The 15,322-nt window shown below is 70.9% G+C and carries 12 protein-coding genes; 9 read left to right on the top strand and 3 right to left on the bottom strand.

Annotated features, from left to right (window positions below; all coding sequences use genetic code 11):
* The first annotated feature begins 83 nt into the window (after nt 1-83).
* The 3 genes from chvE to mmsB all read left to right on the top strand — a co-directional run bounded on the left by chvE (nt 84) and on the right by mmsB (nt 4,111).
* Complete coding sequence (chvE, locus tag ACYU96_RS04390; RefSeq protein WP_460749399.1) at nt 84-1,220, top strand: multiple monosaccharide ABC transporter substrate-binding protein; 1,137 nt, start codon at nt 84-86, stop codon at nt 1,218-1,220.
* 177 nt (nt 1,221-1,397) lie between these two features.
* Nucleotides 1,398-2,948 (top strand): multiple monosaccharide ABC transporter ATP-binding protein, encoded by a 1,551-nt coding sequence (gene mmsA / locus ACYU96_RS04385; protein ID WP_460749397.1) that lies wholly within the window; start codon nt 1,398-1,400, stop codon nt 2,946-2,948.
* A complete protein-coding gene (gene mmsB / locus ACYU96_RS04380) occupies nt 2,945-4,111 on the top strand; it encodes a multiple monosaccharide ABC transporter permease (RefSeq protein WP_460749395.1) in 1,167 nt (388 codons plus the stop codon). The genes mmsA and mmsB overlap by 4 nt, the downstream gene beginning before the upstream one ends.
* 87 nt (nt 4,112-4,198) lie before the next feature.
* Here mmsB and ACYU96_RS04375 read toward each other — a convergent pair whose 3' ends face one another.
* The gene (locus ACYU96_RS04375) at nt 4,199-5,257 is read right to left on the bottom strand and encodes a LacI family DNA-binding transcriptional regulator (RefSeq protein ID WP_460749393.1); all 1,059 of its coding nucleotides are present in this window, start codon (nt 5,255-5,257) and stop codon (nt 4,199-4,201) included.
* A gap of 120 nt (nt 5,258-5,377) precedes the next feature.
* Between ACYU96_RS04375 and ACYU96_RS04370 the strand changes: the two genes are divergently transcribed.
* The 5 genes from ACYU96_RS04370 to ACYU96_RS04350 all read left to right on the top strand — a co-directional run bounded on the left by ACYU96_RS04370 (nt 5,378) and on the right by ACYU96_RS04350 (nt 11,320).
* Nucleotides 5,378-6,292 carry a carbohydrate ABC transporter permease gene (locus tag ACYU96_RS04370; RefSeq protein WP_460749392.1) on the top strand — a complete coding sequence of 305 codons (915 nt, stop codon included), beginning with the start codon at nt 5,378-5,380 and terminating at the stop codon, nt 6,290-6,292.
* Nucleotides 6,292-7,155 carry a carbohydrate ABC transporter permease gene (locus tag ACYU96_RS04365; RefSeq protein ID WP_460749390.1) on the top strand — a complete coding sequence of 288 codons (864 nt, stop codon included), beginning with the start codon at nt 6,292-6,294 and terminating at the stop codon, nt 7,153-7,155. Before ACYU96_RS04370 ends, ACYU96_RS04365 begins: the two co-directional genes overlap by 1 nt.
* A 112-nt stretch (nt 7,156-7,267) precedes the next feature.
* Nucleotides 7,268-8,623: an ABC transporter substrate-binding protein gene (locus ACYU96_RS04360; protein WP_460749388.1), complete on the top strand. Its 1,356-nt coding sequence runs from the start codon at nt 7,268-7,270 to the stop codon at nt 8,621-8,623.
* Nucleotides 8,624-8,744: 121 nt separating this feature from the next.
* Nucleotides 8,745-10,616, top strand: coding sequence for a glycoside hydrolase family 35 protein (locus tag ACYU96_RS04355; protein WP_460749386.1), 1,872 nt, complete (start codon nt 8,745-8,747; stop codon nt 10,614-10,616).
* Nucleotides 10,617-10,786: 170 nt separating this feature from the next.
* The gene (locus tag ACYU96_RS04350) at nt 10,787-11,320 is read left to right on the top strand and encodes a nitroreductase/quinone reductase family protein (protein WP_460749384.1); all 534 of its coding nucleotides are present in this window, start codon (nt 10,787-10,789) and stop codon (nt 11,318-11,320) included.
* A 102-nt stretch (nt 11,321-11,422) separates the two neighbouring features.
* Here ACYU96_RS04350 and ACYU96_RS04345 read toward each other — a convergent pair whose 3' ends face one another.
* Nucleotides 11,423-12,109: a response regulator gene (locus tag ACYU96_RS04345; RefSeq protein WP_460749382.1), complete on the bottom strand. Its 687-nt coding sequence runs from the start codon at nt 12,107-12,109 to the stop codon at nt 11,423-11,425.
* A gap of 429 nt (nt 12,110-12,538) precedes the next feature.
* Here ACYU96_RS04345 and ACYU96_RS04340 point away from each other — a divergent pair, with 429 nt between their 5' ends.
* Entirely contained in the window at nt 12,539-13,951 is a 1,413-nt protein-coding gene (locus ACYU96_RS04340; RefSeq protein WP_460749381.1) for an RICIN domain-containing protein, read from the top strand.
* Between the two features lie 101 nt (nt 13,952-14,052).
* On the opposite strand, the gene ACYU96_RS04335 is transcribed toward ACYU96_RS04340, so the two are convergent.
* Nucleotides 14,053-15,261: a LacI family DNA-binding transcriptional regulator gene (locus ACYU96_RS04335; RefSeq protein WP_460749379.1), complete on the bottom strand. Its 1,209-nt coding sequence runs from the start codon at nt 15,259-15,261 to the stop codon at nt 14,053-14,055.
* Nucleotides 15,262-15,322: the final 61 nt, after the last annotated feature.

Below are 15,322 nucleotides of genomic sequence, written 5' to 3'. Positions count from 1 at the left end.
CGATCGGCCGCGCTGGGGTTGAACTCCGAACGCATGCTGCTAGCGTCCCGAACGACCCATTCGAAGACGAAGAGGAGACGACGATGTCACTGCGCCGTTTCGGCCGCATCACCGCGGCCCTGGCCGCGACCACCCTGACCGTCGGGGCGCTGGGTGCGTGCAGCGCCGAACGTGCCACGGGCGACGACGAGGCCGAGGGTAGCGGCCCGGAGGCCACCACGGTCGGCATCGCGATGCCGACACGCTCGCTGGAGCGTTGGAACAACGACGGTGCGCACCTGGAGGAGCTGCTCGGGGACGCCGGCTACGAGGCGAGCCTCCAGTACGCCGACAACAAGGTCGACCAGCAGATCACGCAGATCCAGAACATGATCAACGACGGTGCCGACATCCTGGTCGTCGCGTCGATCGACGGCACCGCGCTGGCCCCGGTGCTGCAGGACGCCGCCAGCAACGACATCACGGTCATCGCCTACGACCGCCTGATCAACGAGACCGAGAACGTGGACTACTACGCCACGTTCGACAACGAGCTCGTGGGCACCCTCCAGGGCGAGTACATCGTGGACCAGCTCGGTCTCGAGGACGGTGAGGAAGGGCCGTTCACGCTCGAGCCCTTCGCCGGCTCCCCGGACGACAACAACGCCAGGTTCTTCTTCAAGGGCGCCTGGGACGTGCTCTCCCCGTACGTCGAGGACGGCGTGCTGGAGGTCCCGTCCGGCAAGGCGCCGGCGACGGTCGACGAGTGGACCACCATCGGCATCCAGGGCTGGGAGTCGGCCGACGCCCAGTCCGAGATGGAGAACCGCCTGAACTCCTTCTACAAGGGCGACGAGAAGGTCGACGTCGTGCTGTCGCCCAACGACTCGCTCGCGCTGGGCATCGAGCAGGCGCTCGAGGGCGCCGGCTACGAGCCCGGCAAGGACTGGCCGATCATCACCGGCCAGGACGCGGACGAGGCCAACACGAAGAACATCCTGGCCGACAAGCAGTCGATGTCGGTCTGGAAGGACACCCGCACCCTGGGTGACCAGGTCGCCACGATGGTCGACCAGATCGTGGCGGGCGAGGAGGTCGAGGTCAACGACACCGAGTCGTACGACAACGGCGTCAAGGTCGTGCCGTCCTTCCTCCTGGAGCCGCAGGTCGTGACGAAGGACGACGTCGAGGAAGTCCTCGTCGGCTCCGGCTTCTACGAGGCCTCCGACCTGGGTCTCTGAGACCGGTATCCACCCGTCGAGGCAGCAGGCCCCTCGGGGGCCTGCTGCCTCGGCACAGCAAGGCCGCCGAGGCAGTCTGCTGCCGCGCAGTCTGCTGCCGCTGGGACAGACCGCCTCGGCGATCGCGGGTGGGACGCGGAGGGGACCCACGACCGCTGTCGGGCACAGGAGGCACGGATGACTGAGAAAGACGGGGACGTCGTCCTCGAGATGCTGGGGATCACCAAGGAGTTCCCCGGCGTGAAAGCGCTGCAGGACGTGAACCTGCAGGTGCGGCGCGGCGAGATCCACGCGATCTGCGGCGAGAACGGCGCCGGGAAGTCGACGCTGATGAAGGTGCTGTCGGGCGTCTACCCGCACGGCTCGTACGACGGTGAGATCGTGTTCGACGGCGAACCGATGGCCTTCCGCGGCATCCGCGACAGCGAGGCCAGGGGGATCGTCATCATCCACCAGGAGCTGGCGCTCATCCCGCAGGTGTCGATCGCCGAGAACATCTTCCTCGGCAACGAGAAGGCCGGCGCCGGGGTGATGGACTGGAACCGGACGCACCGCGCGGCCGCCGACCTGCTCGCCCGGGTGGGCCTGGCGGAGAACCCGGAGATCACGCCGGCGGAGCTCGGCGTCGGCAAGCAGCAGCTCGTGGAGATCGCGAAGGCGCTGTCCAAGAAGGTGGACGTGCTCATCCTCGACGAGCCCACCGCCGCGCTGAACGACGACGACTCCGAGCACCTGCTCAAGCTGCTACGCGAGTTCCGCGCGCAGGGGATGACCTGCATCATCATCAGTCACAAGCTGGGCGAGATCACGGCGGTCGCCGACCGTGTCACGGTGATCCGGGACGGGCGGACCATCGAGACGCTCGACCTGCACGGCGCCGAGCCCATCACCGAGGACCACATCATCCGCGGCATGGTGGGCCGCTCGCTGGAGCACCGGTTCCCGCATCGCGACGCCGTCATCGGCGAAGAGGCCCTGCGGATCGAGGACTGGACCGTGCACCACCCGGTGGACACCGAGCGGGTCGTGGTGGACCACGCGAACCTCAACGTGCGGGCCGGCGAGGTGGTCGGGCTCGCGGGCCTGATGGGGGCCGGCCGCACCGAGCTGGCGATGTCGGTGTTCGGGAGGTCGTGGGGGACCGGGATCTCCGGCCGCCTCTACAAGAACGGCCAGGAGATCCGCGTCCGCAACGTGTCCGACGCGATCCGGCACGGTCTCGCGTACACCACGGAGGACCGCAAGAGCCTGGGCCTCAACCTGATCCAGACGATCCGCGAGAACATCTCGTCCTCCGCGCTGGGCAAGCTGATGGACTGGATGGGTGTCATCCGGAGCGAGGAAGAGGCGACCGTCGCCGAGCGGTACCGGCGCGACTTCGGGATCAAGGCCCCGACGGTGGAGTCGGTCGTGGGCAAGCTCTCGGGCGGCAACCAGCAGAAGGTCGTGCTGTCCAAGTGGGTCTTCAGCGACCCGGACGTGCTCATCCTCGACGAGCCGACGCGCGGCATCGACGTCGGCGCCAAGTTCGAGATCTACGGCCTCGTCAACGCGCTCGCCGAGGCGGGCAAGGCGGTCATCATCATCTCGTCCGAGCTTCCCGAGCTGATCGGTGTCTGCGACCGCATCTATGCCGTGTCGCAGGGCCGGATCACCGGCGAGGTCCCGCGCGAGCAGGCCACACAGGAAGAACTCATGCGCTACATGACCATGGAGAGGGTCCGATGAACGAGCTCACCGACTTCGTGGGCCGGAATGCCCGCCAGTACGGCATCGTCTTTGCCCTGCTGCTGATCGTCGCCCTGTTTCAGGTGCTCACCGGAGGGCGACTGCTCGACCCCAACAACGTGGTGAGCCTGATCCAGCAGAACGCCTACGTCCTCATCCTCGCCATCGGCATGGTGATGGTGATCGTGGCCGGGCACATCGACCTGTCCGTCGGGTCGCTGGTCGCGTTCATCGGCGGGGCCTGCGCCATCATGATGTCGGACCTGGGCTGGTCGTGGCCGGTCGCGGTCGCCCTCGCGCTGGTGCTGGGGATCCTGGTGGGCTGCTGGCAGGGCTTCTGGGTCGCGTACGTGGGGATCCCGGCGTTCATCGTGACGCTCGCCGGCATGCTCATCTTCCGCGGGCTCGCGATCGTCCTGGTCGGCACCACCCGGGCCGGCCTGGACCCGGCGTTCATCGCGATCTCGAACGGCGAGCTGCCGTCGTGGCTGGGCTTCGTCGGCGTCCTGGACGGCATGACGCTGCTGATCGGGATCGTCGGCATGATCGGGTTCGTCTTCTCGCAGTGGCGTGCCCGCCGTGGCCTGATCAAGCACGACCTCGCGGTCGAGCCCATGTCCCTGTTCATCGCCAAGAACGCCGTGGCCGTCGTCCTCATCGGCGTCATCACGTACTGGATCGCGCAGCGGGCCACGCCGATCGTGCTGCTCATCGTGGGCGGCCTGATCATGGTCTTCACGTTCGTGCTGAGCAGGACGGTGTTCGGGCGGCACATCTACGCCGTCGGCGGCAACCGGCACGCGGCGCAGCTCTCGGGCGTGCGGACACGGACCACCGACTTCATGATCTTCGTGAACATGGGCCTGCTGGCCGCCGTGGCCGCCATCGTGACCACGTCGCGCGCCGGGGCCGGCGTCGCCTCGGCCGGCCAGCTGTACGAGCTGGACGCGATCGCCGCCTGCTTCATCGGCGGGTGCGCCGTGCGCGGCGGCGTCGGCAAGATCTCCGGTGCGATGATCGGCGCGCTCATCATGGGCGTGCTCAACATGGGCCTGTCGATCCTGGCGGTCGACTCGGCCTGGCAGCAGACCATCAAGGGCCTGGTTCTCCTGCTGGCGGTCGCGTTCGACGTGATCAGCAAGCGCCGCCGCGCCTACGCCTGACTCCGCCACGTCCGTCGAGCGCGCGGTACCGGTGGGCTTCGCGGAGCCGAACGCTTCGCCGAGCTGAAGCCCACCGGTACCGCGCGCTCAGCGGCGTCCCGGGGCGGGCGGCGCCGTCGAGGAGCGTTCGATCAGGCGGACCGGGACGATCTCGTGGGTGTCCGTCAGGGACTCGTGGGAACGGATCTGGCGCAGCAGGAGACCGACGAGGCGGCTGCCGATCTCGGCGAAGTCCTGCTCCACCGTCGTCAGCGGCGGCCAGAGCTGTGCCGCCAGCTCGATCCCGTCGAAGCCGACCACGGAGACGTCGTCGGGCACGGTGCGCCCCGCCTCGTGCAGGGCGCGCACGAGGCCCGCGGCCATCTGGTCGTTGGCGGCGAACACGGCGGTCACGTCCGGGTCCGCGGCGAGCACGGTCCCGGCGTCGTACCCGGAGGCCGCGGACCAGTCCCCGCGCGCGACGTCCGGCGCCGGGCGCCCGGCCTCGACGAGCACCTCCCGCCAGGTGGCCTCCCGCTGCCGCGCCGGGGTGGAGTCCTCCGGCCCGGCCAGGTGGTGCACGGTGCGGTGCCCGAGCCCGAGCAGGTGCTCGACGGCGGCCCGGGCGCCTCCGGCCTGGTCGGCGGCGACGGCGGGATGGTGACCCACGAACCGCGAGTCGGACACCACCACCGGCAGGTGCGGCGGCAGCGCCAGCGTGTCCGGGGTCGCCGTCTCCGCCCGCACGATGATCAGGCCGTCGATGTCCTGGTGCGACAAACGTGCGACGGCGGCCGAGACGTCGTCGGGCGCCGGTGAGGCGACGTCGACCAGCGCCACCGTGTACCCCTCGGCCTGGGCGGCCTCCACCACGGCCTCCACCGTGCGGGACTCGCCGGTGCGCGCCAGCCGGTGCGCGATCATCCCGACGGTCCCGAACTGCCCGTACCGCAGCGCCCGCGCCGCGCGGTTGGGGGAGTAGCCGAGCCGTTCCATGGCGTCACGGACGCGCGCCGCCGTCGCCGCCTTCACCGTCGGCTCGTTCCGGGCGACGCGGGAGACGGTCTGGGCGGACACCTCGGCGAGCGCGGCGACGTCGGCCATCGACGGGCCGGGCAGCGCAGGACGCTGTTGCCGGGCCCCTGATCTGCCACGGGACGCGTTCATGCCTTGACAATACTGGGCCCGGCGCGGCGAGGTCATGGCGTGCTGCCCAAGATGTTTGCGTTAACAGTGCCGGGTGGGCCACAATCACGTCAGCCCTTCGACCATGGCGAGAGGACGACGATGTCCGCAGCACCCCCCGCCCCACCGCGGAGCCGGCCCGGCCGGCTCACGGCGCGCGTGTCCCGCGCCGGAGCCGGGTTCGTGACCCCCTTCCTGATCGCGTTCGCGCTGGTCTTCGTCGCCCCGCTGGTGTACTCCCTCTACCTCAGCCTGTTCCGCACCCAGCTCGTGGGCGGCACGCAGTTCGTCGGCCTCGACAACTACGCCGCGGCGTTCGTCGACCCGAAGTTCTGGGACGGCGCGCTGCGCGTGATGCTGTTCCTCGCGGTGCAGGTGCCGATCATGCTGGCCATCGCGCTGGTCGCGGCGCTCGCCATCGACTCGGGGCGGCTGCACGGGCGCAGGCTGTTCCGCGTCGGGCTCTTCCTCCCGTACGCCGTGCCCGGCGTGGTGGCGGCGATGATGTGGGGCTTCATGTACTCGGACCGGGTCGGCCTCACGGGCTCGCTGAACGACCTGGCGGGCTTCGAGCTGCTGGTGCCCTACACCAAGCAGTGGATGCTGCTCTCCATCGGCAACATCGTGACCTGGGAGTTCGTCGGCTACAACATGCTGATCCTGTACTCCGCGCTCAAGACCGTGCCCACGGAGACGTACGAGGCCGCAGCCATCGACGGCGCCGACCAGTTCCGGATCGTGCGGCACATCAAGCTCCCCGCCGTCCGCGGTGCGCTCGTCATCGCGACGGTCTTCTCGATCATCGGCAGCTTCCAGCTGTTCAACGAGCCGCAGATCCTCAAGCAGATCGTGCCGAACCTCATCCCGACGTCGTACACGCCGAACATCTACGCCTACACCCTCAGCTTCCAGGGCAACCAGGTGAGCTACGCGGCCACCGTCGCGATCATCATGGGCGTCATCACGGCGGCCATCGCCTACGTCGTGCAGCTGCGCGGGATGCGGAGGGAGGACTGATGGCCGGCTACTCGTACTCCCGCCCCCGCCGCTCGATCACGCTCACCGTCCTGCTGGGCTTCCTGCTCGTCTACTCGGTGCTGCCCATCACCTGGCTGCTGTTCGGCGTCACGAAGGACCAGCCGGACCTGATGGGCTCCTTCGGCCTGTGGTTCGGCGACGACTTCTCGCTGTTCGACAACCTGGCCGAGGTCTTCGTCCACGACGACGGCATCTTCACCCGCTGGTTCGCCAACACCATCGTGTACGTGGTGGTGGGCGCGGGCGGCGCCACGCTGCTCGCCACGATGGCCGGCTACGGCCTCGCGAAGTACCGGTTCCGCGGGCGCAGGGCGGTGTTCGCCGTGGTGCTGGGCGCGATCGCCGTTCCGGGCACGGCGCTCGCCGTGCCGACGTTCCTGCTGTTCAGCCAGCTCGGCCTGACCAACACGATGTGGGCGATCATCCTGCCGTCCCTGGTCTCGCCGTTCGGCCTGTACCTCATGTGGGTGTTCGCCGCCGAGGCCGTCCCGACCGAGCTGCTCGAGGCGGCCCGGGTCGACGGCGCGAGCGAGCTGCGCACCTTCCTCACGATCTCGCTGCGCCTGCTGGCGCCGGGCATCGTCACCGTGTCGCTGTTCGCGATCGTCGCGACGTGGAACAACTACTTCCTGCCGCTCATCATGCTCAACGACCCGAACCTGTATCCCCTCACCCTCGGCCTGTACCAGTGGCTCGCGGACGCGTCCGGGATCGGCGCCGCGCCCGTGTTCCACCTGGTCCTCACCGGGGCGTTCCTGACGATCGTGCCGATCGTCGTCGCGTTCCTCGTGCTGCAGCGCTACTGGCAGTCCGGCCTCAGCGCGGGGTCCGTGAAGCAGTGACCGTCCGGCGACGCCGGTCCGGGCGTGCCCTCTGCGCGGGGCCGCCCGGGACCGCCGTCGCCGGCACTCCGAGACCGGCAATCCCCCCTCACCGACGACGCGGGAGACAACCATGAAGAACCACACGATGCGCGGGTTCCGGGCGGCAGCGGCCGCCGGGGCCGGCCTGGCCCTGGCCGGGACGCTCGCCGCCTGCGGCGGCGCGACCGACGGCGCGGGCGGCGGCACCGACGACGATGCCGGCGCCGACGAGATCGAGGCCGCGCTCGAGGAAGGCGGCGAGCTCACCTACTGGACCTGGACGCCGCAGGCCGAGAAGCAGGTCGAGGCGTTCGAGGCCGCGTACCCGAACGTGACCGTGAACCTGGTCGACACGTCCGGCGCCGCTGACAACAACCAGAAGCTGCAGAACGCGCTGGCGGCGGGCGACGGCGTGCCGGACGTGGTCCAGCTCGAGTACCAGTCCCTGCTCCAGTACCAGCTCCCAGGGCAGCTCACCGACCTGAGCGGGTACGGGTTCGGCGAGCTGGAGGACCTGTACACGCCCTCGACGTGGGGCGCGGTGTCGCAGAACGACGGCATCTGGGGCCTGCCGCAGGACAGCGGCCCCATGGCGTTCTTCTACAACGAGGCCCTGTTCGAGAAGCTCGGCGTCGACGTGCCGACCACCTGGGACGAGTACATCGAGGCCGGCAAGGAGATCAAGGAGGCCGACCCGGACGCCTGCATCGGGAACGACACCGGCGACCCCGGTCTCGCCACGAGCCTCATCTGGCAGGCTGGTGGACAGCCGTTCCGCACGGAGGGCGAAGAGGTCACGATCGACCTCGCCGACGAGGGCACCGCGCAGTGGACCGAGATGTACCAGGAGGTCATCGACGCGGAGATCCTGTGCGACATCCCTGGCTGGACGGACGAGTGGTACGCCGCCCTGAACGACGGCACCATCGGGTCGATCACGTTTGGCGCGTGGGGGCCGGGAATCCTCGAGTCGGGCGTGCCCGACGGCGCCGGTGACTGGAGGATCTCCCCGATGCCGACCTACGACGGGACCCCGGTGAACGCCGAGAACGGTGGCTCTGCCGAGGCAGTGCCCGCCGACGCGCCGAACAAGCTGCTCGGCGCCGGCTTCCTGAAGTGGCTCAACTCGAGTGACGAGTCGATCGACGAGTTCATGGCCACCGGCGGGTTCCCGGCCACGGTGAAGCAGCTGGGCTCCGAGGAGTTCCTCACCTACGAGTCCGAGTACTTCGGTGGGCAGGCGATCAACGAGGTGCTCGCGGGCGGCGCGAACGACGTCGTCGAAGGCTGGCAGTACCTGCCCTGGCAGTCGTACGCGAACGACATCTTCGCCGACACGGTCGGGCAGGCGTGGCTCGGCGGCACGAGCCTGGCTGACGGCCTGGCCGCCTGGCAGGCGGAGAACGAGAAGTACGGCACGGACCAGGGGTTCACGGTCACGGAGTGACCCGCGCCGCAGGGCCGGCCGATCCTCGGGAAGGACCGACCGGCCCGGCGGCCGGTCGTCGGTCACCGGAGGACCGGCCGCGGATGCGGAGGCAGCCGGCCGGGGGCGAGGAAGAGGAGATATGGGGACTTTTGAGATCGGAGAGCAGGACTTCCTGCTCGACGGGGAGCCCGTGCAGCTCGTCAGCGGGGCGCTGCACTACTTCCGCGTGCATCCCGACCAGTGGGCGGACCGGATCCGCAAGGCCCGGCTCATGGGGCTGAACGCGGTCGAGACGTATGTCCCGTGGAACTTCCACGCGCCGTCGCGCGGCGAGTTCCGCACCACCGGCCGGTACGACCTGGGGCGGTTCCTCGACCTCGTCGCGGCGGAAGGCCTGCACGCGATCGTCCGCCCCGGGCCGTACGTCTGCGCGGAGTGGGACGGCGGGGGCCTGCCGGCCTGGCTGTTCGCCGGTGCTGACGGCCGGCGCGCCGCGGGAGTGCGGCGCGCCGACCCCGAGTTCCTCGCCGCGATCGCCGAGTACTTCGGGAGCTTGCTGCCGATCGTGGCCAAGCGGCAGGTCACCGCCGGTGGCCCGGTGCTCGCGGTGCAGGTGGAGAACGAGTACGGCGCCTACGGCGACGGTGGCGAGGACGACTCGGCCGAGCACCGCGAGGCGTACCTCCGGGCGCTGGTCGACCTGGCCCGCCAGCACCTCGACGTCCCGCTGTTCACCGTCGACCAGGCCGACGACCACCACCAGTCCCGCGGCGGACTGCCCGCGCTGCACAAGATGGCGTCGTTCGGCTCGCGCGCCACGGAGCGCCTGGCCGTGCTGCGGCGCCACCAGCCCACCGGACCGCTGATGTGCATGGAGTTCTGGAACGGCTGGTTCGACTCGTGGGGGCAGCACCACCACGTGGCGGCGCCGGACACCAACGCCCAGGACCTCGACGACCTGCTCGCCGCGGGCGCGTCCGTCAACCTGTACATGTTCCACGGCGGGACGAACTTCGGGCTGACCAGCGGCGCGAACGACAAGGGCACCTATCTGCCCCTCACGACGTCGTACGACTACGACGCCCCGCTGGCCGAGCACGGCGCGCCGACCCCGAAGTTCTCCGCGATGCGCGACGTGATCGGCCGCTACCGGGACGTGCCCGGCGAGGCGCCGCCGGCGCCCGGGCCCGCACCCGCCCTCACCGTGACGCTGGGGGAGCGGGTACCGCTGGCCCAGGTGGCGGGGACGCTGGGACGCACGCACCGCAGCACGAGCCTGCTCACGCACGACGACGTCGGACACTGGTCCGGCCTCAGCGTCTACGCCACCCGGATCCGGCCCGACGACGGCGCCATCACCTTCGGCGAGATCCGTGACCGGGCGATCGCCTTCGTCGACGGGGCGCCTCTCGGCACCCTGAGCCGGACCCTGGCGGAGCGGACGCTGCCGCTGCCCGCTGTGGAAGGCGAGCTGACGCTCCTGGTCGAGGACCAGGGCCGCGTCAACTACGGCCCGCGCATCGGCGAGGCGAAGGGTCTGATCGGCCCGGCCCGGACGGCGGTCCGGAACGTGACGGACTGGACGGTGACACCGCTGCCGCTGGACGGCGCGGACGGGCTGCTGGCTGCGTCCGTTCGGGAGGCGCTCGCCGAGGCCCAGCGCGCGTCGCCGGACAGGGTCGCGCCCGGCGGCGAGGCCCCGGCACCGTCGGGGACGCCGTGGGCCGGCGCGGACCAGCCGGTGGCAGGGCCCGTGCTGTGCCGGGCGGAGTTCGTGAGCGAGCCAGGAGCGGACCACTTCCTGCGGCTCGACGGCTGGACCAAGGGGCTGGCCTGGGTGAACGGCTGGCCGCTCGGCCGGTACTGGAGCCATGGCCCGACGCGGACGCAGTACGTGCCGGGTCCGGTGGTGCGGGAGCACAACGAGCTCGTGGTCCTGGAGCTGCACGCGGCGGCCTCGGCGACGGCGAGGTTCGTCCCCCGCCCGGACCTGGGCCACGAGGAGGAATGAGTCGCGGACGGTCCCCGGCCCCCTGCCCGCCACCGGCCACGCACGCCACCGGCCATGCCTCGGCGCCCTTCGGCCCGGCCGTCACGGCGACGAGCCGGGGCCGTCGGAAGCCTCGGGTGAAGTCGGCGCCCGGGCGTTCCCCGGCGTCTGCGCGAGCAATAGGATGATTCGTGACGCGGCTCCATCCGGGGACCGTGGGCAACGCGCGGACCACGGCGACCGAGGTTGAGATGACGAGCACCGGCGACAAGACTCCGCGGCTCCCGCCGCGGTGGTTCATCCGGACCGCCTGGCACGTCCACCGGTTCCTCTACCGCGTGGGCGGCACGAGGTTCCTGCGCGGGGCCTCGGCCGGGAAGGGCGGCATGCTGCGGCTGCTGGTCACGGGCCGCAAGACCGGTGCCGAGCGCGCGGTCATCCTCTCGTACGTGCGGGACGGGACGCGCTTCGTGACGCTCGCGATGAACGGCTGGGGCGACACGCCGCCGTCGTGGTGGCTCAACCTCCAGGCGAATCCGGAGGCCGTCGCGCAGACCGTCGAAGGGACGGTCAGCGTCCGCGGCCGCGAGGCCGTGGGCACGGAACGCGACGAGCTCTGGGAAAAGCTCGGTGCGACGGACGGCTGGGGCGACATCGAGGCGTTCGCGGCGGGCCGGCCGGTCGAGACCCCGGTCGTGGTGCTGGACGAGGTCACGGCCACCTGACGACGGGCGTGAGCAGGCACCCTGGGCCCGCTCAGGGAGCGAGCGTGTGAGGTCTCCGGCTCGATGGGGAACGGCAGGGAGGCGTGAGCGGCCCGCGGTGGCTCAGGCGTCCGAGAGCATGCCCAGGCTGCTCGCGTAGTCCATCAGCTCGAACGTCGACCCGGTCACCATCGACGCTCCGGCGCCGCGTGCCGTGTCGGCGACCTGCTCCACGTTGCCGTACAGCACGAACGGTGTGGCGGGGTCGGCGGCGCGGACCTGTGCGAGCAGGCGCAGGCCGGCGTCGGGGACGTCGACCTGAGACTCGTGGCGCCCCATGTCCGAGATGATCAGGCCGTACCTGCGCCGGTCCAGGAGCTGCATGGCCTCGCTCGTCGACCGCGCGACGTCGACGTCGGCGCCGTCGCGCCGCCACGAGTCGGCGACCACGGCATTGTTCTCCGGGTGATCGTCCACCCACAGGATCGAGTGGACCGCTGGCGGGAGCGGCCGCACGTCTTCGTTGGTGGTGACCCTCTCGTCCGCGGGACGGTTCTGGTGCGCCACCGTCTCGGGACCAGCGTCGTCCATCCGGCGCTTCAGCGAGGCGACCTCGTGCTGCAGGTCCGTGATCATGTCCGACTGCTGGTCGGTCATCTGCTTGAAGTTCAGGCGCTGCCCGCCGATCTCGAGCGTCACGTCGTCGGAGTCGTTCAGCTTGGACAGCAGCTGCCGTCCGTAGACGAGCAGGAGGACGATGACGAGCAGGGGCCACAGGAGGTTGGAGATCGCGCTGATCAGGTCGGCCACGGGCAAACGGTACCGCCCCTGGCGGGGTGGTCGCGGCAACGGCCCCGGAGCCGGGCGGTCCCCACGTGTCCACGGTGACCAGCGCCGGGTACAGCCCCCCCGAGGTCGCTGGTCAGCCGCGAGACGCGCTCACCGGCCCTTCGTCGGAGAGCAGATGTCCAGATATCACGCGGGTAGGCACGACCGCGAGGTAGGGGCGAGTGCTCAGGTAGGCGCCAGGGGGCGCTCCCCACGCCCCTACGTGAGCACTCGCCCCTACCTCGCCGTCGTCCCTTACCCGCGCGATCGGTAAGGGCATTGACCCGATGTTAACGTTGCCATAATCTCGGACCAGCCTGGATCGTCGTCGACGCCGGCCAGGATCAGACCCCGTGGCCGACGACGGCCGCGGGCCAGGAGACCCACTGCGACGAAGGAGTGTGGTTCGTCATGCGACGTACCTGTGCGGTTCTCGCGGCCCTGTGCTGCGCGATCGCCTCGATGATGGCGTTCGGCCTGCCGGCCCGGGCCGACGAGGTCACCGTCCCGAACGCGACCCAGTTCACGACCACCGACGGAAGTCCTGTCCACGCCCACGGCGGCGGTGTCGTGAAGTCCGGGGCCTACTACTACTGGATCGGCGAGAACCGGCAGCCGGACAGCAACGGCTTCCGGTACGTCAGCTGCTACCGGTCCACCGACCTGGCGAGCTGGCAGTTCGTCAGCAACGTGCTGACGCAGGCCAGCGACCCGGAGCTGCAGTCGGCCAACATCGAGCGGCCCAAGATCATGTACAACGCGGGCACCGACCGCTACGTGATCTGGGCGCACAAGGAGAACGGCTCCGACTACGGCGAGGCGCGGGCCGCCGTCGCGGTCTCGACGACGAACCAGCCGTGCGGCGCCTACGACTACCGCGGCAGCTTCCGGCCGCTCGGCCACATGTCCCGCGACATCGGCGTGTTCGTGGACGACGACGGCACCGGGTACATGTACTCCGCCGCCCGCGAGAACTACGACCTGCACATCTACCGGCTCACCGACGACTACGCGGCGATCGACGAGCTCGTCGCCGACCCGTGGCACGGCGGCCACCGCGAGGCGCCCGCCCTGTTCAAGCGGGGCGGCACGTACTTCATGCTGACGTCCGGTGCGACCGGCTGGTCACCGAACCAGCAGCAGTACGCGACCGCACCGAGCATCACCGGCCCCTGGACGGCCATGCGCAACGTCGGCGACTCGACGATGTACGGCTCCCAGACGGCGTTCGTGCTGCCCGTCCAGGGCAGCCAGGGCACCGACTACCTGTACCTGGGGGACCGCTGGGGCAACTCGATCGGCGGCACGGTGAACGACTCCCGCTACGTCTGGGCGCCGATCGAGTTCCCGGACGCCACCACCATGGAGGTCGACTACTTCGCCGAGCTGGCCATCGACACCGCCGCCGGAACGGTGACCGGGCAGGGCGGCCCGTTCCGGACGCTCGAGCCGCGGCACGCGAGCACCTGCGCCGACGTGACGAACAACAACAGCACGGCGGGCGAGGAGCTCAAGACCTACGGCTGCAACGGCCAGGGCAACCAGCGGTTCTGGTTCCGTGACGCCGGTGACGGGTACGTCACGATCGTGGCGCAGCACTCGAACATGTGCCTGCAGGAGAACGCCACCACGGTGACGCAGGAGGCGTGCGACGGGAGCACCGCGCAGGCGTGGTCGAGCGACCCCTCGGGCGACCACGTGACGATCCGGGCCCGGGGCACGGGTGAGTGCCTGGACGTCAACGGCGGTGCTACCGGGCCGGGCGCACAGATCATCACCTACGCGTGCAACGGCCAGACCAACCAGCAGTGGGGGCGCGGCTAGGGTGCGCTCGGGTCATGCCGCGCGGGGCCGCTCGGCGCCCGCCCGGCACGACCCGAGCGGGCCGGAGGTGACCCGTGGGGGTCACGCCGCACGGCATCCGCTCATCCGGCGGCCCGGCTCGACGCCCGGACGACGAGCTGCGGGCTGAGCCGCACGCGGTGGACGGGGCGGTCCGGCTCGGCGATGCGCCGGGCCAGGAGGTCGAGGGCGGCCGCGCCGAGCGCTGCCTTCGGCGGGCGGATGCCGGTGATGGGCGGGTCCGCGAGCCCGGCGACCTCGTCGTCGTAGGCGATGACGGCGAGATCCTCGGGGACCCGCAGGCCGCGGTCGCGGGCCCGCTCGACGAGGCTGATCGCCTCGGGGTCCGAGTGCACCAGCAGCGCCGTCGTGCCCGACCGGGCACAGGCGTCCAGGACGCGCTCGGCGTCGTCGTGCCAGGCGGCCTCGCGGTGCGAGACCGTGTCCAGGTCGAGGCCTCCGTCGGTGTGGCCGAGCTCGGCGACGGCGTCGCGCCAGCCGGCGCGCACGCCACGGCTGGTCGGGCTCGTCCGGGACGTGACCAGGCCGATCCGGGTGTGCCCCTCGGCGGCGAGGTGACGGACCCCCATGGCGGCGCCCAGGGCGTGGTCCGTCACCGCCGACTCGAGGTCCTCGTGGAACGGGCCGGCCTGTCCGCGGCGTTCGACGAGCACCACCGGGACGCCGAGGGTGGCGAGCCACTCGGCCACCTCCGGGGCGTCCACGGGCGGGCTGACCAGCAGCCCGTCCGTGGACGCCGCCAGCGCGGCGACCTGGCGCCGCACCTCGGCGGCGTCGTACGAGCCGTTGCGCAGGATGATCCGCACGTCCGTGCCGGCCGCGGCGACGCGGGCGCCGCGGATGACCTCCGGGTAGTAGTAGTCGAGGCTCGGCACCACCATGCCGATGGTCAGGGTCCGCCGCGCCGTCTCCGGGGCGGCTCCGGTGGCGCCGCGGGCCGGGCTCGCGGGCATCGGGACGGCAGAGCGGGTCGGCGCGGCCGAGTGCGCCGCGGTCGGGGTGCGCGGTGTGCCGCCCGGGGGGCCGGGGCTGTCCGGCGAGGTGGTCGTGGCGGGCTCCGTGCCTGCGCCGGGTACGAGCCGGGCACCCCCGTGCACGCGTTCCAGCACTCCCTCGTCGGCGAGCTGGGCGATGTCGCGGCGCACCGTCACCGGGGTGACGCCGAGGTCCGCGGCGAGGTCGCCGACGCGCGCCCATCCGTCGTCGTGCAGTCGTTGCACGAGGCGTGCGCGTCGTTCGGCCGGCAGGAGCGCCGCAGGCTCGGTGGTCATCGCCTGACTCCTTCGTCGTGGTCGGATCGTCTCGTGCCGCCGCCACGGCCAGGACGATGAT

The sequence above is a fragment of the Myceligenerans cantabricum genome, assembly GCF_054777735.1.
The sequence above is the reverse complement of the archived record's forward strand: the minus strand, read 5'-3'. Positions and strand labels throughout refer to the sequence as shown.